This is a genomic window from Nitrospinota bacterium (genome assembly GCA_016208975.1).
Lineage (GTDB): Bacteria > Nitrospinota_A > UBA7883 > UBA7883 > JACRLM01 > JACQXA01.
Map to the genome: position 1 here is coordinate 615,628 of JACQXA010000004.1, position 22,413 is coordinate 638,040.

General features: G+C 57.3%; 20 protein-coding genes and 1 pseudogene. 7 read left to right on the forward strand and 14 right to left on the reverse strand.

Going from position 1 to position 22,413, the window contains the following annotated elements; translation table 11 throughout:
* The 7 genes and pseudogenes from HY751_06555 to HY751_06585 all read right to left on the reverse strand — a co-directional run bounded on the left by HY751_06555 (nucleotide 1) and on the right by HY751_06585 (nucleotide 4,703).
* Nucleotides 1–1,146 carry a hydrogenase small subunit gene (locus HY751_06555; protein ID MBI4666050.1) on the reverse strand — a complete coding sequence of 382 codons (1,146 nt, stop codon included), beginning with the start codon at nucleotides 1,144–1,146 and terminating at the stop codon, nucleotides 1–3.
* A gap of 22 nt (nucleotides 1,147–1,168) precedes the next feature.
* On the reverse strand, nucleotides 1,169–2,047 hold the full coding sequence (gene cybH / locus HY751_06560) for a Ni/Fe-hydrogenase, b-type cytochrome subunit (protein ID MBI4666051.1): 879 nt from the start codon (nucleotides 2,045–2,047) through the stop codon (nucleotides 1,169–1,171).
* Between the two features lie 303 nt (nucleotides 2,048–2,350).
* A pseudogene (locus tag HY751_06565) lies at nucleotides 2,351–2,622 on the reverse strand (type II toxin-antitoxin system RelE/ParE family toxin).
* Between the two features lie 22 nt (nucleotides 2,623–2,644).
* A complete protein-coding gene (locus HY751_06570; GenBank protein MBI4666052.1) occupies nucleotides 2,645–3,121 on the reverse strand; it encodes an isochorismatase family protein in 477 nt (158 codons plus the stop codon).
* 135 nt (nucleotides 3,122–3,256) lie between these two features.
* Nucleotides 3,257–3,544, reverse strand: coding sequence for a DUF507 family protein (locus HY751_06575; protein ID MBI4666053.1), 288 nt, complete (start codon nucleotides 3,542–3,544; stop codon nucleotides 3,257–3,259).
* A 16-nt stretch (nucleotides 3,545–3,560) separates the two neighbouring features.
* Nucleotides 3,561–3,842 (reverse strand): DUF507 family protein, encoded by a 282-nt coding sequence (locus HY751_06580; GenBank protein ID MBI4666054.1) that lies wholly within the window; start codon nucleotides 3,840–3,842, stop codon nucleotides 3,561–3,563.
* Between the two features lie 12 nt (nucleotides 3,843–3,854).
* On the reverse strand, nucleotides 3,855–4,703 hold the full coding sequence (locus tag HY751_06585; GenBank protein MBI4666055.1) for a PHP domain-containing protein: 849 nt from the start codon (nucleotides 4,701–4,703) through the stop codon (nucleotides 3,855–3,857).
* A gap of 145 nt (nucleotides 4,704–4,848) precedes the next feature.
* Here HY751_06585 and HY751_06590 point away from each other — a divergent pair, with 145 nt between their 5' ends.
* From HY751_06590 to HY751_06620, 7 genes are all read left to right on the forward strand, one after another.
* On the forward strand, nucleotides 4,849–5,997 hold the full coding sequence (locus tag HY751_06590) for an aminotransferase class V-fold PLP-dependent enzyme (protein MBI4666056.1): 1,149 nt from the start codon (nucleotides 4,849–4,851) through the stop codon (nucleotides 5,995–5,997).
* A gap of 137 nt (nucleotides 5,998–6,134) precedes the next feature.
* Nucleotides 6,135–7,394 (forward strand): hypothetical protein, encoded by a 1,260-nt coding sequence (locus tag HY751_06595; GenBank protein MBI4666057.1) that lies wholly within the window; start codon nucleotides 6,135–6,137, stop codon nucleotides 7,392–7,394.
* 133 nt (nucleotides 7,395–7,527) lie between these two features.
* On the forward strand, nucleotides 7,528–8,082 hold the full coding sequence (locus HY751_06600; protein MBI4666058.1) for a hypothetical protein: 555 nt from the start codon (nucleotides 7,528–7,530) through the stop codon (nucleotides 8,080–8,082).
* A gap of 30 nt (nucleotides 8,083–8,112) precedes the next feature.
* Nucleotides 8,113–8,496, forward strand: coding sequence for a prepilin-type N-terminal cleavage/methylation domain-containing protein (locus HY751_06605; GenBank protein MBI4666059.1), 384 nt, complete (start codon nucleotides 8,113–8,115; stop codon nucleotides 8,494–8,496).
* 190 nt (nucleotides 8,497–8,686) lie between these two features.
* On the forward strand, nucleotides 8,687–10,975 hold the full coding sequence (locus HY751_06610; GenBank protein ID MBI4666060.1) for an aconitate hydratase: 2,289 nt from the start codon (nucleotides 8,687–8,689) through the stop codon (nucleotides 10,973–10,975).
* Entirely contained in the window at nucleotides 10,968–11,792 is an 825-nt protein-coding gene (locus tag HY751_06615; protein ID MBI4666061.1) for a DUF1499 domain-containing protein, read from the forward strand. The genes HY751_06610 and HY751_06615 overlap by 8 nt, the downstream gene beginning before the upstream one ends.
* Nucleotides 11,789–13,291, forward strand: a complete 1,503-nt coding sequence (locus HY751_06620; GenBank protein MBI4666062.1) for a sodium:solute symporter — start codon at nucleotides 11,789–11,791, stop codon at nucleotides 13,289–13,291. The genes HY751_06615 and HY751_06620 overlap by 4 nt, the downstream gene beginning before the upstream one ends.
* Here HY751_06620 and HY751_06625 read toward each other — a convergent pair whose 3' ends face one another.
* From HY751_06625 to HY751_06655, 7 genes are all read right to left on the reverse strand, one after another.
* Nucleotides 13,292–14,032, reverse strand: coding sequence for a methyltransferase domain-containing protein (locus tag HY751_06625; GenBank protein ID MBI4666063.1), 741 nt, complete (start codon nucleotides 14,030–14,032; stop codon nucleotides 13,292–13,294).
* A gap of 32 nt (nucleotides 14,033–14,064) precedes the next feature.
* Nucleotides 14,065–16,683 carry a DNA mismatch repair protein MutS gene (mutS, locus tag HY751_06630; protein MBI4666064.1) on the reverse strand — a complete coding sequence of 873 codons (2,619 nt, stop codon included), beginning with the start codon at nucleotides 16,681–16,683 and terminating at the stop codon, nucleotides 14,065–14,067.
* Nucleotides 16,684–16,706: 23 nt separating this feature from the next.
* A complete protein-coding gene (locus HY751_06635; GenBank protein ID MBI4666065.1) occupies nucleotides 16,707–17,189 on the reverse strand; it encodes an HIT domain-containing protein in 483 nt (160 codons plus the stop codon).
* Nucleotides 17,190–17,496: 307 nt separating this feature from the next.
* Nucleotides 17,497–18,222 (reverse strand): carbonic anhydrase, encoded by a 726-nt coding sequence (locus HY751_06640; protein ID MBI4666066.1) that lies wholly within the window; start codon nucleotides 18,220–18,222, stop codon nucleotides 17,497–17,499.
* 153 nt (nucleotides 18,223–18,375) lie between these two features.
* Nucleotides 18,376–18,816 (reverse strand): rRNA maturation RNase YbeY, encoded by a 441-nt coding sequence (gene ybeY, locus HY751_06645; GenBank protein ID MBI4666067.1) that lies wholly within the window; start codon nucleotides 18,814–18,816, stop codon nucleotides 18,376–18,378.
* Nucleotides 18,761–21,256, reverse strand: a complete 2,496-nt coding sequence (locus HY751_06650; GenBank protein ID MBI4666068.1) for an HDIG domain-containing protein — start codon at nucleotides 21,254–21,256, stop codon at nucleotides 18,761–18,763. Before HY751_06650 ends, ybeY begins: the two co-directional genes overlap by 56 nt.
* Nucleotides 21,257–21,293: 37 nt before the next feature.
* Nucleotides 21,294–22,259 carry a PhoH family protein gene (locus HY751_06655; protein ID MBI4666069.1) on the reverse strand — a complete coding sequence of 322 codons (966 nt, stop codon included), beginning with the start codon at nucleotides 22,257–22,259 and terminating at the stop codon, nucleotides 21,294–21,296.
* Nucleotides 22,260–22,413 lie beyond the last annotated feature (154 nt).

Consider the following 22,413-nt stretch of genomic DNA (forward strand, 5'->3'; position numbering starts at 1 on the left):
TTATTCGTGCCCCCCCTCTTCTTTCTTTTGTGTTTCGTCGAACTTGCCCCGGTTGGCGAAGGTGTACACCGCATGCGCCCCGGCGCCCGCCAGCGCCGCGCCCACGAGGGTAAGGCCCACCTTGTCCGCCGAAGCCTCCACGCCGGGCACTTTGATGTTCGGCAACCTTTCGTAGAAGGGTTGCATCGTGTCCCAGAAATCCGGCTCGGAGCATCCTACGCATCCATGACCGGCTTTCACCGGCCACGAAGTGCTGTCGTTATACTCCACAGTGGGGCAGTTGTTATATGTCTGCGGGCCTTTGCACCCCACCTTGTAAAGGCACCATCTCTGCTTGGCGCCGTCGTCCCCGAATTTCTCCACGAACTGGCCCGCGTCGAAATGGGCCCGGCGCAAACAATGGTCGTGCACCCTTTTGCCGTAAGCGAAAAGGGGGCGGCCGTAACGGTCGGTCTTGGGCAGGGACCCCAGCAAGAGATAATTGACTATCGTTCCCACGAGGTTGACGGGATTGTGCGGGCACCCGGGTATGTTGATGGTCGGGATGCCCAGAGCATCCCCCACGGATTTCGCGCCGGTGGGGTTGGGCCTTTGCGCCTGGACACCGCCGTAGGAGGCGCAGGTGCCAACGCACACCACCGCCGCGGAGTCTTTAATCACTTCCGTGGCCAGGTCCAGGGCCGTCTTGCCGCCTATGGCGCAATAAGCCCCCTTGGCCCCGCCGGGGCCCGGCGGCGTGCCGGTGGGGATGGCCCCTTCACACACCACAAGGTATTTGCCCTTGTTGTCGGCCATGGCTTTTTTAAGCGCCTCTTCGGCCTGGAAGCCGTTGGCGGCCATTATCGTCTCGTGATAGTCCACCGAAAGAATGTTCAGCACCAGCTCTTCCACCGATGGATAGCTCAGGGACAAAAACGCCTCGGAGTCCGCCGTGCATTCCTGGAAATGCAACCATATAACCGAAGGCTTCCTGGCGGCCCCTTCCACGGCCTCCGCCACCTGCGGGATGAACGAGGGCGCAAGCCCTATGGTGGCCGCTATCTTGGCGCAGAAGGACATGAACTCACGCCTGTCAATGCTCTCTATGGCGGAGTTCCGCTCCTCAGGCGTCAAGGGTTGCGGCGGTTGCGAAAATGCTCTGCACATATTACCCTCTCCAATCCCGTCGTTAAGATTCCTGTTTCTCAGCCGGAGTTTCACCGGATTGATGATGATGTTTGCCTCGCGGGGTTTCCAGCCCTTCCCACTGGCCTGGCCCTTCCTCCATGGGAACGGAAGCTTTCGCCATCTCTTCCACGGTGGGCGGTTGCTCCTCCCGCCGCAGGCCGTAAATGTCCGCGAAATGGCCGATGTCTTTCTGGTTGAACACCTTGTACCCGCCGATGATGGAGACTATGTCCCCCTCGGCGAACATGCTGGTTTTCCAGATTTGCATGTAAACGTGGATCATCACGAAAAAGATAAGGATGTACATGGCTACATGGTGGATCATCCGTATGTTCTGCGTTCCGCCCAGAAGGCTTTCAACCCAGCTCCGGGACAGCCAGCCCCAGGGCAACGCATCCGCCCCGTGGGAATAAAGCGTAAGGCCGGTAACTATCTGGATAACGAAGATGGTGGCCATGGAGAAAATGCCGATACCGCCCAGGGGGTTTACAAACCTGTAATGGGCGTGCTGGCCCCGGAGGGTAATAAAATAAATGGCAAGCTTCACCGCCGCCACGATGTTTTTGCGGGTGGGCATGAACTGCATGATGTCGCGGTTGCAAGACTCCGTAAAGGCCAGGTAGAACCTGCCCGCCACGGCGGCGATCATGAACATTGCCGCCAGGAAATGGTAATAGCGGGCGTCCGCCATGGAGAAGGCCTGATACGCCTCGCCCCTGCCGTAGAAAAATTGTGGGGCTCCAACATAAAGGCCGGAGAGGACAAGAGTAACCACGGAAAGGAATAGAACCCAATGGAGAATACAGGCGAGGATGGATCTGGTTCGAACTACCAGATATACGCCGCCAACGTCATTTGCGCCTGAGGAAACCGTGGACATCGCGCGCCCCCTGCTTTTCCAGCCGCCGCGGCATATTTCATACGCTACGGCGCCAAGATACGCTTTATACGGTCCTGGCCGCCCGGGCCACCTGAAGCCTATCTCTTTTCAGGGGTTTTTGGGCAACCTGCAAAATTATTACTCCCATTTAGAACATGTTGTCAACACAAAACGGGTTAATTCGCGTTCACCGCATAGCGGCAATCCCGTGTGGTTACTTTTAGAATGTTTCACGGGGCCGCCCGGCCCCGGATTTCCTTCCATAGCGGGACAACTGTGACAGCCCTGACGAAACGATAAAGCTCAACGCTTCAATTTGCGGTAGAAGTTTTCGTGCGCCCCTGCCATCAATAACAAGCGGGTGGCGGGGTTGTATTCGTAGGCAAGAAGGAACGGCTTTCCTACACAAGCGAATTTGTAAACGTGCCCCCCGCCAAATCGCCCTTTTTCGCATCTCCCAGAGCGGGATCCGCCACTATGGCGCCTACGGCGTCATCAACATCGGCCTTTTGAAGGATTTCGGCATCCGGTTCTTGGCCGCCATAAGGTGGCGGGATGAAACGATGGTGTCTAATCCCTTCATACCCGCTGGCTTGGCTACTTCACTATCCGCCACACGTCTTTAAAATAGGGCGATTCAGCGCTGGCCAGCAGATCGAACAGGGCCATTTCCACGCTGGTGATGGAGGCTCCCAGGTCTTTCATTTTTTCTATGCCCACCCGTTTGTTCTCCGGGTCGCGGCTGGAGACTGCGTCCACCATTATCTCCACGTTATACCCTTGGGCCAGCATGTCGCGGACGGTTTGATACACGCAAACGTGGGCCTCTATGCCGCTTATCAGGAAGTTGCGCCTGCCGGTGGCGTTAAGGGCGTTTACGAATTTATCGTCCCCCATGCACGAGAAACAATTCTTGGCCACGGGCGAAAGGCCGCCGAGCAGGCCGCTGATTTGAGGGATGGTATGCCCCAGCTTGTGGGGAACCTGTTCCGCCCAAAGGATGGGCATGTCCATTGCCTTGGCGCCGTTTATGGCCTTGGCTATGTTTTCGAAAAGCGCCTCTTTGGCGCTCATGGTATGGGCAAGGTTGCCCTGCACGTCCACCACCACCAGAGCTGTCTCGTCAATCTTCAAAGTGATCTCCTTGCAGGCTCTAAAGAGACCGCCCGGGGGGGTGGGCAAGGCCGGAAACGGGGGAAAGCCCGGGCGTTAGCCCAGCGAGAGGCCCCGGCGGCGCTTGGTCTCTTCGTTATAATGCTTGTGGTAAAGGATGTCCCACTCGTTGGAGCCTTCGCGGATGTCCCGGGAGTAGGTGGAGATGACTTTGCGCACGGCGTCGTCTATCTGCTCCTCTATCTCTATTTCCTCCCGCAGTATGTCCACTATGTCCAGACGCAGGTCGTTCTCCTCGCAGAAAAACTCCACCCTGTCGTCTTCGAGCAGGCCTTTTAATATCAGTTTGGAGAGATGGTTTATCTTTTCCCTTGAAAGTTTCACTTTGCCCTCTCCGCCTTTAAAGAATTATCCCCCGTTCCCGGGCCAGCTTCTGCTTGACCATCTGGAACATTTTGCGATAGTCCACCTGGGAGCGATCCAGCTCATCCCCCATTTTCTCCAGCATGGCCTTCACCTCGTCATTGAGGTCGTCCTCTTTGTGCAGGTCGGCGAAGATCACGCCGCTTATGCTTTCGCATACGCCCTCGGTGTCCTCACCCGGGTCTATATGCCCTTTTTCAATGAGAACGGTGACGATCCGCTGGGCCAGGTAGTCTATCATCTCCTTTTTCAGCCTCATCCCTGCTCCTCCCTATATATGCCTTGCGGCTGTGGCCGATAACGCCGCCCGCTCTTTTAATTTTTCCACCCGCCCATAAGACAGCCTCACCGAGCCCATGCTCCTGCCATGGCGGCCGTGGCCATGGCTGTCGGACCCTCCGGTGACCAGGAGGTTGAACTCTTCAGCCATCGCAAGATATTTTTCTACGGTCCTGTTGTCGTGCTGTGGGCTGTAAGCCTCTATCCCGTCCAGCCCTTCCGCCGCCAGATGGCCTATGTCGTCATCCATGCCGGTATGCCCCGGATGGGCCAGGGACGAAACACCCCCCGCGGATTTTATTATCGCAATCGCCTCTTCAGGGGTAAATTTCGGCACCGGTTCATAAACCGACCCCCCATCGCCCAGGAGTTTCTCGAACACTTCCTCGACGGTTTTAAAATACCCAAGTTTTACCAGATACCGGGCCAACTGGGCCCGGCCCACCGTGGCCTCGCCGGTAAAACCTAAAATATCGTCCAGCGTCACTTTATATCCAAGCGCAACCAGCTTTTCCACCATCCGGGCCATCCGGGAAACGCGGCCTTCCGCATTCAAGCTCACAAGCTTTTTAAAATCATCGCTTTCCATGTCCATAAAATACCCCAGGACATGAACGCTTTTTTCACCCGAGTGGGCGGACACTTCAATGCCCGGAATAATCTCCACCCCGTATTTTTCCCCGGCCTCGAACATCTCCGGGTATCCCGCGCAGGTGTCATGATCGGTAAGGGATAGGCACGACATGCCCATTTCCGCCGCGACCCGGACTATTTCGGCGGGGTTTTCCACCCCGTCGGAATGGCGGCTGTGCGTGTGCAAATCGGCCCATTTTCCGGACATTTTCGTTTCCATCAATCTATATAAAGCTATCTTGCTATAATAGCGCATGCTTTGCAGGACTGTAAACCGGTTTCGCCGATATTTCGCCATCTTTATGGCGATGAAGTCCTTCAACTTATTCAATGAATGAGGATTATTTGTAAAAATGCCGGCATCTACCCCATACCAGCCCGCTGAAAGCTCCCGTATCCGGGCGGAGTTCCCCATGCTGGAAAACTATATATATTTCAACAGCGCCGGGCTGGCCCCCATTCCCGTTAAAACCCGGGACGCCATAATGGGCATGGCCCGGGAAGTGTCTGTTACGGCATACCTGAACATGGATGAGTGGAAGGCCAAGGTCGCCGAAACCCGCCAACTGGCCGCCAGGATAACCGGCGGGACGGTGGAAGAAACGGCTTTTATAAGAAACACGTCGGACGGGGTGTCTTTAGTGGCCTCCGGTTACCCGTTCCGGGAGGGGGACGAGGTGATAATCAACGACCTGGAGTTCCCGTCCAACGTTTATCCCTGGCTGAACTTGCAACGTAAAGGCGTGAACGTAAAGATCGTAAAGAGCCGGGAGGGCAGGGTTACCGTGGACGACATAGCCCGGGAGGTAACGTCCAAAACCCGTTTTGTGGCCATATCAACGACGCAATATTCCACCGGGTTCCGGGCGGACCTGGCCGGGCTGGGCCAACTGGCCCGGGAGAAAGGGTTTTTGTTTTTTGTGGACGCTATCCAGTCGCTAGGGGTTCTCCCCATGGACGTGAAGGGATTCGGGATAGATTTTCTGGCTTGTGGCGGCCACAAATGGCTTTGCGCGCCGGAGGGTATCGGCATATTCCACTGCAACCGGGAGCGGCTGGACACTCTGGAATTGACCCGGACGGGCTGGCATACGGTGAAAGACTGTTATAACTTCGCCCATATAGACTTCACCCCACACCCTACCGCCGAACGGTTCGAGGAGGGCACCATGAACATAATGGGCATATACGGGCTGGCGGAATCATTGAAAACGGTGATGATGTTCGGCATACAGCGCAACGAGGCCCAGGCGCTCCACCTAACCGGGCTCATCGCCGAAGGCGCCCGTTCAAAGGGATATAATGTCCTTTCCCCCATGGAGGACAGGGAGCGCTCTTCCATACTGATAATTTCCCACGCGGATCCGTCGCAAAACGCCCGTATAGTAAAACGGCTGAACGCCAACCGGGTTTTGTTGATGGAACGTGGCGGCGGTATCCGAGTGGCGGCCCATTTCTTCAACACCGAAGAGGACGTGGAAAAGCTGGTGGAACTGTTGTAACCTGCCATCCTGAAACTTTTTTACGGAATATGAAATCCTGTTTGCGCCCACTATCTGTACTCGCCCCAGCCTGCGCTTTGTTGTTACAGCTATCCTGTGGGGGCGGCCAGCCAAAGGCTTTGGAGCCACCCGCGCCCGTGAGTTTCGCCATGGCCTTCGGCGGCGGGGAGGATGACATGGCCTACGCCGTCCGGCAAACCTCGGACGGGGGTTATATAGCGGGCGGCGGCCAATGGTCTTTCGGCGCGGGGGAAAAGGACTGGATGATCCTGAAGCTCAACGCCGATGGCTCATTACAGTGGCGAAAAATAATCGGCGGGCCGGACATTGACAATATCCAGTCCATCCTGCAAACCGAAGACGGCGGCTACATGGTGGCCGGGTACACCCTCTCTTTCGGGCAGGGGGAGTATGACATGCTGGTGGCTAAACTTTCCGCCGATGGAGCCGTGAAGTGGTCAAAAACCTACGGCGGGCCGAAAATTGAATACGCCAAGTCCATAAAATCCACACCTGATGGCGGATATGTCGTGGCAGGCACCACCGGCTCTTTCGGCTCCGGGGCGCACGACGTATGGATACTCAAGATTGCCGAAGACGGTTCCATTGACTGGCAAAAAACCTACGGCGGGGCGAACGTGGAGAATACCTATTCCATATCGGTAACGCAGGACGGGGGTTATTTTATCGCCGGTCAAACCAACACCCTGGACAACGCCGGGGTGAACATATGGGTCATGCGGCTGGATAGTGGAGGCAATGTTATTTGGGATGGCGTTTATGGCGGGTCAAAAAGCGATGGAACCCATTCCGCCGCGACAACCAGCGACGGCGGTTTCATTGTGGCGGGGGACACAAACTCGTACGGCGCGGGCGGGCACGATTTTTGGGTAATAAAACTTTCGGGCGCCGGAACGGTGGAATGGGCCAAGGCTTATGGCGGCTCCGGGGATGAGTACCCTTACGCCGTAATCCAGGCGGAAGATGGCGGGTTTGTGATATCCGGCGAGACCACTTCGTTTGGCGCCGGAGCCAAAGACGCATGGGTGATAAAACTTGGGGCCGATGGCGCCATCCTGTGGCAATGGGCTTTCGGCGGCGCCGGTGACGATCTGGCGCACGGATATTCCATTGAACAGACTTCTGATAACGGTTATGTGTTGGCCGCCCAAACCGCATCTTTTGGCGCCGGAGCGTCCGACATATGGATTTTAAAATTGTTTGAGGATGGCTCCATCCCCTCCATGGGAGCTCAAACCAGCGCATCAGCTGTGGATACCGACATCGCAGGCTCACCAGGCGGTATCACCGTGGTGGATACATTCGCGGAGCCTTACGATGTGTCACTGACAGGTACCGAAGGGGAGGTTGTCTCCACACGACAGGCCCCAGAGTAAAGAAGCTTCAAAAATTCTGGTCAACCAAGCCGCATGGATGTATCATTTCGTAATGTATTTAAAGCGTAATGATAGATTTTTGAGGCCACACGGCATGCTCCCGGGCGTTAGGGCCAGCCGTTTATTTGGCGTCATGGGCCTTTCATTACTCTTAACCGCCTCAATTTTCCTGTCCGGTTGCAAGCTTCAGTACGCCAGCGAAGATTTCAACATGGCCGTTACGCCCGAAGGGGCCGGTAAACTTACGGTGTACTACCAGTATATCGGCACTGAAGAAACCTTGAACTATCTGAAGGGCAAGGATCTGGACACCTTAAAGGACCTGGCTAACAACCCGGAGCATATCAAAGACGCCTCGGAGAAAAACGTTAAACTCATCAGCCGCAGGCTGGATTTTGTGGATTTCTCCGTTCACGCCAATGTGGAGGCGGAGGCCGGGGATTACAAGAAGCTTTTTGATGTCTTCACCAATTACAAGCTTGAGGTCGCCGACAAGATCTACATAACCCCATTAAACGGCACCGTCAGCAAAGCCACCTTGAGCGATGGTGGCAAAATCATTATCCGGAACAACAAGTACACCTTCGCATGGCCGCTGGAGACTGCGGACATATCTTTTAAAGCCTCATACCGGGTAACCGGTACCCGCTTCATTTTAGACTTTGGCGGCGCGCCAAAGAAGAACTGACAGCTGTAACAGTCAATCGAGGAGACACACATGCGATGTCCGGCTACGCTAAAAGGCCCACGAGGGTTTACCATAATCGAAGTGCTTATGGTGGTTGCCGTTATCGGGATTCTGGCCGCCATCGCCATTCCCCAGTTCAACTCGTACAAGGAAAAATCGTACTGCGCCGCGATAAAGTCCGACCTGGCCAACATAGCCCGCTACCAGGAAGACTATTTCGAACAGAACAAGACCTACGTGGCCGTCACCTTGAACGCCGACAGAAGCAGTAACCTTTCGAATTTCCATTGGTCACCCGGGGTGACCCTCGTTTCCTCCGCAGGAGACTTGTCTTCATGGTCCGCCGTGGCTGGCCACCCCAACTGTTCATCCGGTCCCTTCACCTGGGACAGCGCCGCCGGAGGAATGAGGTAAACACGCGGCCATTCGAACCTGGCCGGGCATGTCCAAACGTTCAGCGCAGTTTTCCCTTGAAATGCCGGTTTCATCATAGAAGACGCCCTCCCGCCCGGCCTTGACCCGGCTTTCACCAAGTGACTACACTAAAGAGTGTATAAGGATGCGGGAATATTCATCCTTTAAAAACCATAAGGCGGAGCGCCCAATGAAAGACGAAATTTCCCTTTCCCCGGAGCTTGTTGAGGGGGTTTACACCCGGCTGGAACAGACGCTGGCTGTGGTTCGGGCAAGGCTCTCAAGGCCTATGACGCTGGCTGAAAAAGTCCTGCTGGGAAGGCTGGATAAGCCGGAGACCCAGAGTTTGGCTCCGGGCAAAAGTTATCTGAAACTCAGGCCCGACAGGGTGATAATGCAGGACGCCACCGCGCAGATGGCCCTGCTTCAATTTATGAGCGCGGGCATACCCAAAACCGCCGCGCCGGCCACGGTGCATTGCGACCATCTTATCCGCGCCTACAAGGGGTGGGATAGCGACCTTGCGGCGGCCAACACCGAGAACGCCGAAGTGTACGAGTTTCTGCGTACCACCTGCGCCAGGTATGGCATAGGGTTCTGGAAGCCAGGCTCGGGCATCATCCACCAGGTGGCGCTGGAGCGTTACGCGTTCCCGGGCCAGATGATAATCGGGACAGACTCCCACACCCCAAACGCCGGGGGGCTGGGGGCCCTGGCCATAGGCGTTGGCGGGGCCGACGCGGTGGATGTGATGGTTGGGATGCCCTGGGAGGTGCTGTACCCGAAACTTATAGGCGTGAAACTCACCGGCAAGCTCCACGGCTGGACATCGCCCAAGGATGTCATTTTGAAGCTTGCCGGGATACTAACCACCCAGGGCGGCACCAACAGCATCATTGAATATTTCGGACCCGGTTGCGTTTCCATATCCTGTACGGGCAAAGCCACTATCACCAACATGGGGGCGGAGATAGGCGCCACCACTTCCATCTTCCCGTATGACAAGCGGATGAAAACCTATCTTCAAGCCACCGGCAGGGGATTTTGCGCCGAGGCGGCGGACCAGATAAGGAACCTGCTAAAGGCCGACCCGGATGTGGAGGCCAACCCCGAGAGGTTCTTCGACCGGGTGATTGAAATTGACCTCACGGAACTGGAGCCCCACGTGGTGGGCCCGCACACGCCGGACCTGGCGCGGCCCGTGTCGCGCATGGCCGAAGACGTGGTGGCGGGCGGCTACCCGGAAAATATCTCGGTGGCGCTCATTGGCTCCTGCACCAACTCCTCTTACGAAGACCTTACCCGCGCGGCGGACATCGCCGGTCAAGCGGCGGCCAAAGGGGTGAAGGTGGCCTCGCCATTGCTGGTGACGCCGGGGTCGAGCCTGATAAAATCCACGGTGGACAGGGATGGGCAGACGGCCGCCATAGCCAGCATTGGCGCGGTGACGCTGGCCAACGCCTGCGGCCCGTGCATCGGCCAGTGGAAACGGGAGGATGTGGGCAAGGAAGAGCCCAACTCCATAATCACCTCGTTCAACCGCAACTTCCCGAAGCGAAACGACGGTAGCGCCGCCACCAACGCGTTCATAGCCAGCCCGGAGGTGGTGGTGGCCTATGCGCTGGCCGGAACGCTGAAGTTTAATCCGGTGGACGACAATATAAACTCCCCCTCTGGCCCGTTTAAGCTGGAACCGCCCAAGGAGGCGCCGGAAATTCCGCCGGGAGGGTTTGTGATGGACAATGAAGGTTACGAGCCTCCGGCCGAAAAGCCCGAGGGGGTGACCGTGGCTGTGAAACCGGGAAGCGGCCGGTTGCAGTTGCTTAGCCCTTTCGAGCCGTGGGACGGTAACGATTTTGTAAAACTGCCGGTGCTTATGAAAGCCAAAGGCAAATGCACCACGGACCATATCTCCCCGGCGGGGCCATGGCTTAAATACCGGGGGCATCTGGACAATATTTCGGACAACCTTTTCAGCGGCGCGGTGAACGCTTTCACCGGCGAGGCGGGCAAGGGAATGAATCTCGGCACCGGAGCCAATGGGGAGCCTTATCCGGTCATCGCCAGAAGCTACAAGGCGGCGGGATTAAAATGGGTGGCCGTGGGTGACGAGAATTACGGCGAGGGCTCTTCGCGGGAGCACGCGGCCATGTCGCCCCGTTGGCTCAACTGCGCGGCGGTTATCGCCAGGTCTTTCGCGCGGATCCATGAAAGCAACCTGAAGAAGCAGGGCGTGTTGCCCCTCACTTTCGCGGATCCCGGGGATTATGAGAAAGTACGGGAGACCGACCGCATATCCATAGAGGGACTCAGGGGGATAACCCCGGGCCGCCCGCTGGTGGCGCGGTTGCATCATGAAGACGGGTCGGTGGAGACACTGGAGGCGCGCCATACTTTAAACGAGGAGCAGATCGGGTGGTTTTCGGCTGGTTCCGCGTTGAACCTGATAAGCGCCCGGTTGAAGAAACGCGGTGGTTAACCTTTACTGGATAACGGGCCACAGGGTGGAGACACAACCGAATCATCCAGACCCTGCCTTGCGCTCCCGGTTTTACCCGCTGGAGCCGGGCAAAATGCTGGAAGTGGCGGCGGAGGCTTGCCGGATGGGGCCCGGTTGGGCGGTGGTGTCCCAAAACGGTCTGGAGCTTGTGGCCACGCGCACCACGGGGCTTTTCAAATTCGTGGACGACATCGTTATAAAAGTGTCGGCCCACAAGGCCGGAGCCGTGGTGGATTTAACCAGCGGCTCCCGGGTGGGTATCAGCGACCTGGGACAGAACCGGCGGAACGTTTCCGAGTTTTTCTCGTATGTTGGGCTGGCGCTGGCGGGTGAGAAACCGCAGGACGGTTATTCCACGGCGCGGTTCTACCATTTCGCCGAGGCCCCGCTTGCCTCCATCGCCAGGCTTTTTTTCGACCCGCCGTTCCTTGAAGTAATATCACCGAAAGAATTCAGGCTTACCATAGATAAAGCGCCAGAGGCGCCCGGCGCCGGAACGCGCATGACCTTCAAGGTTGTGGGGGGTGTGAGATGGGAACTGGAATTTACCGAATGGAACCCGCCTTATTCGTTCAGCGACAAAATGATAAGCGGCCCTTTCGAGGAGTTTATCCACCGCCACACCTTCGAGGAAAAAGCGGGCGGATGCGTGATAGCGGACATTGTGCGGTTCAAGCACAAAGGGGGCTTTATAGGGGAGAAACTGGGTTCCATCCTGACCGGCGTCATGATGGACGCGGCGCTGGCGGAGCGGTCTGAAAATCTGGACCGGTACCTTAAGGAACATGCCCTGTGAGCTGGCTGGACCTGGCGGTTCTGGCTGTTTATTTCGCGGGCATCACGCTATTCGGCGCGTTTTTCTATGGCCGTTCCAAGACCGCCGAGGGGTTCACCGCCGCCGGTGGAAGACTTTCCGGGCTGGTGGTGGGCGTCTCCATATTCGGCACATACCTGTCGTCTATTACATTTCTTGCGCTACCGGGGAAGGCATACACAAAAGATTGGGGCGCGCTGGCGTTTTCGCTGTCGCTACCTGTGGCCGCATATATCGCCGTCAAATGGTTCGTGCCGCTATACCGCAAGCTGGACGACGTATCAGCATACGCGTATCTGGAGCGGCGGTTCGGCCTGTGGGCCAGGCTGTACGCCGCCACCTGTTACCTGCTAACCCAGCAGGCGAGGATGGGAACCATCCTTTTTCTCGTCGCGCTGGCGCTGGAAAGCCTTACCGGATGGGACATCATCCCGGTGATAATCCTCACCGGCGTATCGGTGATGGCGTATGCGGCGCTGGGCGGCATAGAAGCGGTGATATGGACAGACGTGGCCCAAAGCGTGATACTCACCCTTGGCGCCCTGGTGAGCGCCGGGGCGCTACTGTTAAAAATGCCGGAAGGGCCGGGCCAGCTTTTTTCCATCACGGCTGATAGCGGCAAATTCTCGATGGGATCATTTGAGCCTTCGTTTTACTCCGCCACGTTCTGGACGGTGCTGATCTACGGGCTTTTCATAAACCTGCAAAACTTCGGCATAGACCAGTCTTACATCCAGCGCTATAAGACGGCCAGTTCACTGGACGCGGCGCGCCGCTCCGTATGGATTGGGGCGCTAACATACATCCCCGTGAGCGCCCTGTTCCTGTTCATTGGCGCCGGGCTGTTCGCGTTTTATTCGGCATCGCCGGAGCTTCTGCCGCCGGAGTTGGCCGCCCAGGGCATGGGGGACAAGGTTTATCCCCACTTCATCGTTACCCAACTTCCTCCGGGCATGGTTGGCCTTGTGATAGCGGCGCTGATGGCGGCGGCCATGAGCACCATAGCCACCTCGCTGAATTCATCGGCCACGGTTTTGCTTACAGACATGCGGGAACGGCTTTCGGCGAAACCCATGACCGACCGGGAAAAGGTGGCGTTCCTGCGGGTGTCCACGTTATTGCTGGGCCTTCTGGGCACGGGAATCGCGTTGCTGATGATCTCCATAAAAACCGCGCTGGACGCGTGGTGGAACCTTGCCGGGATTTTTTCGGGCGGCATGCTGGGGCTGTTCCTGCTGGGCGCATTGTCCCGCAGGACAGGCTCCGTCCAGGCGCTTGCGGGCGTGGCCGTGGGTGTGGTTGTGATTGCCTGGGCCACCTTCGCACGGGAACCCGGCGCGTGGTTCTCCAATCCGCTGGATTCGCTGATGACCGTGGTTATAGGAACATTGGCGATTTTCATAACAGGGGGTATTCTGTCTCGCGGGCAAAAACGGATGGAAAAACTGGAGACTGTGTTCGACCTGAATGTTGACCGGTAATCAAACCCTGCCCATCTTTAACGTAACCGGCCAGCGGACAATTCTTGTTTCCTCCGCGCCCCAGGCTTTTTTCAACGCGGCGTTTATCAACGCCACAGGGTCGGCGCCTTTGGCTTCCTTGTACCGTTGCGTGGCGGACCAGGTGTGGAGCATGTCCATAAGTTTATGCTGGCTCCACCGCTTCTCCATCAGCAGGGCGCAGGTTTCAACGCGGTCGAAATCGAACGGGAGCGTGGCGTAGTTTTCCTCGATAAGTCGCCGTTCCGGCGGCCAATAGGGGCCAACGATGTTCTTGTAAAAACCGTCCACCACCGCGTCCACCTCCGGCGATATGGTCATAATGTTGTATATCCACGCCGCCAGCAGGCCGCCGGGTTTTAGTATGCGGCGAACCTCGGCGTAAAACTCCGGCAGATGGAACCAGTGCAGAGCCTGCGCCACGGTAATAACGTCCGCCAGATGATTCTTGACAGGGAGCGCTTCCACCCGCGCCACGCCATAATGAACGTTTTCGCACGGGATGGCGTTTTGGATTTGTTTGGCCGACGGGTCGAACGCTATCACCGTGTTGAATAGTTCCGACAACCCCATGGCCGCCTGGCCCGAGCCACACCCCACATCCACCGCCATGCTTTGGCCAGGGGCCTTTGAGGCGATGATTTCAAACAGCGATCCTGGATAATCGGGGCGGATCCTTGCGTATTCACCGGACTGGCTGGAGAAGTAGTCTTTGAAACCCATGGGCTATTCCGGAGGTGTGGGGGCAGGCAAATTCACTTGCCGCCCGTTTTCCTCTTCAGCTCCGCAATCTTGTTGAGCGCTTCGATGGGGGTGAGCTGGTTAACGTCAAGTTTCTTCAACTCCTCCTCCACCTCGCTAACCGATGGGGCGAAAAGGCTTAGCTGGTACAACGGCTGGCCCCCGGCCCCGGCGGCCTTTAGTTTTGGATGGCCCGTGGTGTCCAGCTCGTTGGCTTCCAGTTGCGTGAGAATCTCACCCGCCCGCGTGATCACCTCCCGGGGCAGGCCAGCCAGCCGCGCCACCTGTATTCCATAACTTTTGTCCGCTCCGCCGGCGATTATCTTGTGGAGGAATATTATCTCGTCGTTCCACTCCCGCACGGACACGCTCAAATTCCTCACCCCGGCCAGCGAATCCGAAAGCTCCGTAAGCTCGTGGTAATGGGTGGCGAACAGCGTGCGGGCTCCAATCCTGTGGATATGCTCCACCACCGCCCAGGCTATGGAAATTCCGTCGAAAGTGGATGTGCCACGCCCTATTTCATCGAGCACTATCAGGCTTTTGGCCGTGGCGTTGTTAAGTATCAGCGCTGTTTCGTTCATCTCCACCATGAAGGTGGAGCGCCCTTTTTGCAGATGGTCCTGCGCGCCCACCCTTGTGAAAATCCTGTCGCACACGCCGATGCTGGCCGAATCCGCCGGGACGTACGACCCCATCTGAGCCATGAGCGTGATTATCGCCACCTGCCGGATAAATGTGGATTTGCCCGCCATGTTGGGCCCGGTGATGATGGATATCATGTTCCCCTCCCGGTCCAGCGACGCGTCGTTCACCACGAACCGCTCGGCCAGCAAGACCCTTTCAAGGACCGGATGCCTGCCACCCGTTATTTCCATGATGTCCCCTCCGTCCACCACCGGCTGGCAATAACCGTTGCTTCTGGCCACATAGGCCAGCGCCGTGAATACGTCCAGCTCAGCTGATATGGAGGCCATGGTCTGCGCGCGGCCCACGCCCTGGGCGGCCCGGACTTTAACTTCGTCGTAAAGCGCAAGCTCCAGGGTCAGCGCCCGGTCCTCGGCGTTCAATATGGATTCTTCCAGTTCCTTCAGTTTCGGCGAAACGAACCGCTCCGCGTTCACCAGCGACTGTTTCCGCATCCACTCCGCCGGGACCGACTCCGCCTGTTTGCGCGACACTTCGAAGAAATAGCCGAACACCTTGTTGTACTTTACCTTCAGGTTGGATATGCCGGACTTGCGCCTTTCCTCCTCCTCCAGATGGATGATGTGCCTGCGCGAGTCTGTCTGTACGCTCTTCAAGCGGTCCAGCTCCTCGTTGTATCCCTGACGGATGGAGCCGCCGTCCCTGGCGTGGGATGGGGCTTCGGGCGATATGGCGTTCTCCAGAAGCTCCCTCAAATCCGCCACGTCGTCCCATAACGATTTCCAGGCCATGGATATGGAGGTATCGACGGATTCTATCGAGGCCCTGAGGGCGGGCAGGCGCTCCAACCCGTTTTTTAGCGCCAGCAGGTCGCGGGGGGAACAATTAACTTGCGATACACGGCCCGCTATCCGCTCAATATCGCCCATGCCGTCCAGCAGACCCCTGACGCTCTCCATGGCGGCCCTGCTTTCGTAAAAAGCGCGGACGGTATCCAGCCTCTCCTGGATTTTCTCCACGGACAGAAGCGGTTGCAGGATAAACTCTTTCATCAACCTGGCGCCCATGGGCGTGTGCGTCTCGTCCAACAGGCCCAGCAGGGAGCCTTTCTTGTCGCCGTCGATGAGGTTTTTTACAAGCTCCAGGTTCCTTCGCGTGGCGGAGTCCAGCGCCATATAGTCGCCGCCCCGCAGAATGACCACGCGGGTGAGATGCTGGACGGCGCCTTTCTGGGTGTCTCTGAGGTAATGAACCGCCGCTCCGGCGGCTGATGTGGCAAGGGCAAGCTCCTCCAGCCCGAAGCCCTCCAGGTTTGCCACGTTAAACTGCTCCAGCAATGTCCTGCGGGCGGTTTCGCGGTCGAAAACCCAATCCTCCACCTTGTCCAGAGTCACGTTCAATCCCGCAAGCGACTTATAAACTCCGGGGTGATACTCCTCCAGCGACGCGGGGATGATTATCTGTCTCGGATCCAGCCTGTCCAGCTCGTTTACCATATCCTCCAGCGCCGTGTCGCCCGCAAACTCCCGGGCGCGCAGGAGTCCGGTGGAAAGGTCCGCCGCCGAAAGCCCTATCCCCATCCTTCCGGCCATCACCGCGGCTAGATAATTGTTGGACTTCTCGTCCAGCAACGTAGGCTCCATCACCGCCCCGGGCGTTATCACGCGGGTCACGTCCCTTTTTACTATCCCCCTGGCCAGGCGCGGGTCTTCCATCTGCTCGCAGATGGCCACCTTGTGACCCTGCCGGATCATCCGCGCAAGATAGTTTTGAACGGCGTGATGGGGAACGCCGCACATGGGGGTCTGGTTCTCCGATCCCTTGTCGCGGCTGGTGAGGGCGATGTTAAGCGCCTTGGAGGCCACTATGGCGTCCTCCCCGAACATCTCATAGAAATCACCCATGCGGAAGAAGAGGATGGCGTCCGGGTGGGTCCGCTTCATCTCCATATATTGCCGCATCATCGGCGTGATGTTTTGGGACATGGTGAGGCTCGTCAGGAGGTCATCTAAAAAACCGAGCGTATGGTTTCATACGCTTCGTCCAGGCTTTGGGGCATCACTTTAACGCCAGCCACGGCCGGCATGAAATTGATGTCCCCGTTCCAGCGGGGCACAATATGGAAATGCAAATGCTCATGGATACCCGCCCCGGCAACCTGCCCCTGGTTTAAGCCGATGTTGAACCCGCCAGGCCGCATGGATTTTTTAACCGCCTGCACTGCGCGTTTTGTTATCTGCGCCATTTCGGCCAGCTCTTCGGTTGTCAGGTCGTCATATTCAGACGTGTGGCGGTATGGCGCTACCAGCATGTGCCCGTTGGTGTAAGGGTACAGGTTAAGCAGGAGGTAACAGGTCACCCCCCTGTGAATGATGTGGTGTTTTTCATCATCATTGTCACCGGGCATACTGCACAACACGCACTCTTTGGGTTTTTCGGACAGCACATAACCCAGCCGCCAGGGAGCCCAGAGGTTTTTATTATTGTCCATCACTTAGAGAGTTATTTGATGCTACCCATACAGAGGCCCGGCGTTTATTTTACCGGGCCTTTTTCCAATTATACATGGCGCTTGCCGGTCATGCCCGCCAAACAAAAAAAGGGGTGGTGTCTCAGTTTGAATCTCAAATAACAGACAGATCCTTCACTTCGCTTGCGCTTCGCTCAGGATGACAATGTTATCAACGGCTTTTATATTGTCATCCTGAGCGTAAGTGAAGAATCTCCCCTGTACTTTCAAACTGGGAACTACCAAAAAAGGCGGCCGTCAAATGACAGCCGCCCCAAGTAACATCAGTCTAGCGGTGGTGCTCGTGGCCCTCAACGGCTGTGGATGTCAGCTTGCCCTGGTCGGGATGCTCGCCGAGCCAGTCCACTGTCCCTTTCTCAAGATCGTACACCGCGCCCACCACTTTCAACTTGCCGCTCCTCACCAGTTCCCTGGTCTCCCCGCTCCTTTTGAACAGGTCCTCAATAGACTGGAAGACGTTCATCTTGATGGCCTCATGGATGAGAACGTCGCCCACAATTTTTTTGGCCCTGGCCCTGGCGACGGCGGGGACAATGTTGTCCACCAGTTCAGGAATGGAGCCATGGACCTTTTCCTCTTTAACCACGGCGGTAACCGCGCCGCATTTGGTGTGGCCCAGCACCACCAGCAGGGGCGCGTTAAGATGCCCCGCTCCATACTCTATTGAGCCTATCTCGTCGGTGTCGGACACGTTACCTGCCACACGCACCACAAAAAGGTCGCCTATGCCCTGGTCGAATATCAACTCCACGGCCTCCCGGGAATCCGAGCAGGCAAGTACTACAGCAAATGGATGCTGGCCACCCTCCACCGTCTCTTTTCTCCTTTTGGAGTCGGCCCGGGGATGTTCGCTTTTCCCCGCCACAAACCTGGCGTTGCCGTCTTTAAGCGTCTTGAGCGCCGAATCCGGCGACATGGTGGACGCCGCCTCTCCCGATGCCATGGCCTGGCCCGTCAAACTAACAGACGCGGTGAAAATAAACGCAATAGCCATACGCAGGGTAAACGAAACTTTCCCCTTTCCGTTTTTCCTCATAACACCCAATCCCCCAACAATGTTTATTTATGAAAGCGCCTGCCCGATGGTTTTATGATATACCCGGAATGGCGGGAAAATGACAAGTAATAAGAGTGAGGGGGGTATGGGTCAATAACCCAAACTCTTTAAAACTTCCCTCTCTTTTTTATGCATGGCGCGCGCGTCTTTTGGCCCCCGCTCATGGTCGAATCCCAACAGGTGTAAAAAACCGTGGACCAGCAGGATGTCCATCTCCTTCTCCAGCGAGTGGCCTTTTTCAACCGCCTGCCGTCCGGCGGTATCCACGGAAATCACCACATCCCCCAGCATGCCGGGTTTTGAGTAATCTATCTCCCCCTCCGCTTGAGGAAATGAAAGCACGTCGGTGGGCTTGTCCTTGCAACGGTATTGGCGGTTGAGCTGATGCATTTCCCTGTCGCCGGTGACGAGCAGGCTTATCTCCCCCTCGCCGAGCCCCAGGATGTCCGCAATACGCTTCGCCTTCTGGCGAAGCTTACTGGTTGCGGGCCCCTTGCCTGTCCTGCGCCTTAATACCTGAACCTGAACCATGCCGTCTTTCTTTATCACCGCCCTGGTCCGGATACTGGATGCGGTGATGATGGATAGCCGTTAGAACGTGGGTGAAACTATGGGCGATATGGGCCAGGTCTTTGAGCGTCAAATGGCTGTTGTCCAGCTGGCCTTGCACGAACTTGTCGTTTATCACGTCGGTGACGATGGTTTTCAATTTGCCCGGCGTGGGCTCAGAGCAGGCGCGTGCCGACGCCTCTATGCTGTCGGCCAGGGCCACGCAGGCCGATTCCTTGGATGATGGTATGGGCCCGGGATACTGGAAGTCCACCTCCATCACCTGGGCGCGGGCGGCCTCCTCGGCCTCTTTGGCCTTGGCGTAGAAATACCGGGCCAGCTGGGTGCCGTGATGCTCCGGGATCATCGCCGTGATCTGCGGCAGGAGCTTGCTTTGCCTCGCCATCTCCACCCCCTCCTTGATGTGGTTTATCAGGATTCGCGCGCTCATGTGGGGGGTAAGCTTGTCGTGCGGATTCGCCATGGAAGCCTGGTTCTCCACGAAATACTCGGGCATCTTCATCTTGCCGATGTCGTGGAAAAGCGCGCCGGCCCTGGCCAGCAGGGCGTTGGCCCCAATGGACTTGCATGCCTCTTCGGCCAGGTTGCCAACCATCATGGAATGGTGATAAGTGCCCGGAGCCTCTAATATCATCCGCCGAAGAAGCGGATGGTTTAAATTTGACAGCTCCAGCAGTTTGATGTCGGACACCACAGGGAAAAGGCTTTCCAGCACCGGTAGGGCGCCAGAAACCAGCAACGCCGCCACACAGCCGCCCGCCAGGGCGGATATGACGTTAAAAAACTGGTCTTCGGAAAAGAAATTGGGCCCGGTCATGCCGAAGGCCAGCGTGATGATGAGGTTCACCATCGAAACGCTGAGGCCCACTTTTATCACCGACGACCGGCGGTTGTACGCTCGCACATGGTGGGCGCATACCAGCCCCGCGGTAATGGTAAGAAGCGGTAGGGCGGGCAGGTCCCCGGCCATCAGCACCGTGAGCGCCGCCGCCACCACGGAGAAAAGCACCGTAAGCTCCGCCGTGAAGAATATGGAAACTATCATCGGGCCGAAAGCCATCGGGGCCGCCAGCATGTAAGTTGGCAGGTCTATCCTCGGCGTTTGCGTCAGGAATACCGTGAACACCTGCATGGAAGCCCACACCAGCCCCATGTGGGTTACTATGAGCGCCGCCAGCATGCCCTGGAGCTTAGGGTACTCCACGATCTCGTCATGGAACTTGCGGAGAAAGAACGCCGCCATGCTCATAAGAAGAAGGTTTATGAGGAACAGCCCCATAAACACCGTGAACCGGCCGCGGCTCTCCAGGCTCCCGGCTATCTGTGAAAGCCTCTCGGCCTGGGCCTGGGTGACAAGCTCCCCCTCCCGCACTATCATCTCGCCCCGCTGGACGCGGAAGAACACCGGTTTGGCGTCGCTTGAGGCCAGCTCCCTTCTCAGCTCGGTCTCCTTGCGGTTGAACGTTACGTTGGCCTGCAGGAGTTTTTGGGAAAGGGACGCCACCAGTTTCCTCAGGGCCGGACGGCGCTCCGGCATCCTTGAGGCCGCCTCGTCGCGGATCTTCTTGCGGGCTTCGGGCATGTCGTAAAGTTCGGCCAGATCCTTCGACGCCCGCTCTGCGCCGCTGGCGATGTTTCTTAAAATCATCCCCCGGTTGGCGGAAGCGGCGGTCTCGCCTTTGCGTTCGGCCACACCCTTGGCGTACACCGGGGCCAGCGAGGCGCCCACCATGTCCCAGATCCTGGGCCAGTAATGATACTGGCGGAGCACCTCCCGCTCCCTGGCGTCCAGCGTTATGTTGAGCCGGGTTTCAAACTCTTGCGCAAGCCGCTGGAACCCTTCGCTCCGCTCAACTTTGGTAAGCGCCCTGCGGGACTCGGCCAGCCTCTTTTCCGGAACCACCCCATCCTTGGGGATGGCGGCGGAGGGTATCCTGTGGCCGGATTCGTCTTTATATTCCAGCGCGGCGATAACATCCAGGTACGCAGGCCTCGACTGGGTGAGATATTCGTTAACCAGCGGCTCCTGGGCGTCCTTAATCCTGGCCAGAAGGTTTGTTTCCGCCTTGGAGTCAAAATCGTATATGTCCGGCGCCGACTCGGCGGCGAGCCGCCGGTTCTTTGCGGTGGACTCCCTGTCCTCCACCAGCATCTCTTCCGGCGCCTTTATGTTGTACTCGGCCACGGAGCCAACCGGCGGAACGGTGACGGACGCCTTGCGCGACGGGGTCATTATCATCGCCAGAGCCAAGGCCGCGGCCACCACCAGCGCGCCAACGTATAGCAGTTCCCTGTCGAGCCTATCGAACAAGTTCGCCGGTTGTTGCTGACGGCCCGGGGGCTTAATGCCGCTTTCTTTCTTTTTAAAAGCGTCCAGGTTGATTATCTTGGCCGCTTTCATCCGCAAACCCGCTCCGCCATGTTTCCCCTTTTAGCCATTACAGCGACTGCCCCCTTACACGAGGGTCGTTTTCCTCATAGGCTTTAAGTATCCGTTTAACCAGTTCGTGGCGCACCACGTCTTTCTCAGTGAAATGGATGAACCGGATGCCCGGCACGTCTTTTAAAACCATTTTGGCGTGAATAAGGCCCGACTCCACCGAGGGTGGCAAGTCCACCTGGGTGATGTCCCCGGTAATCACCGCCTTGGAGTTTAGCCCAAGCCGGGTAAGGAACATTTTCATCTGGTCCGGCGTGGAGTTTTGCGCCTCGTCCAAAATTATGAACGCGTCGTTCAAGGTTCTGCCCCTCATGTAGGCCAGGGGAGCTATCTCAATCATCCCCTGCTCTATCATCCTGCCCACCCGCTCCGGCTCTATCATGTCGTACAGGGCGTCGTGCAACGGCCTCAGGTAGGGGTTTATCTTCTCGTAAAGGTCGCCTGGCAGGAAGCCCAGCCGCTCGCCAGCCTCCACCGCCGGCCGGGTGAGGACTATCCGGCTCACCCTTTTCCTTAAAAGTTCAGACACCGCCGCGGCCATGGCAAGATACGTCTTGCCGGTGCCAGCGGGGCCTATGCTTATCACTATGTCGAACCTGCCCATGGCGAACAGGTATTCCTTCTGGATCACGGAACGGGGGGTTATTTCTTTCCTTCCGGTCTGAAGCCGGGTTTTTTCGGAGAAAACGTCTTTTATCCGGATGGAGGGGTCGTCATGAAAGGCGGGGATTATGAATTTTAGCGCCCCTTCGCTTATCTCCTGGCCGGTGTCGTAAATTTCCATCAGCTGGGTGATCAGGCTCTCCACCAGACCGGCGGCGGCCTTCTCCCCCTTTATACGCACCTTGTCGCCCCTGGCGGAAACCTGCACGTTGAACCGTTTCTCTATCCTGCGCAGGTTTACGTCGTTTGCCCCTGCCAGCTCATGGAACCGGGGCGAACAGTCCAGCGTCAGTTCATCCATCAGGCAATATGGCGGCCAGACCGCGGCAACTTGTGGGGTTCCACGGAATAATGGCGCACTTCGCCCCTCGCGCTTTTATGGGAACCGTTACGCAAAAACCACCAACCGTACTGATGTGGAAAATTTCCAGCATATTTATTGAATTGTCGGGCAC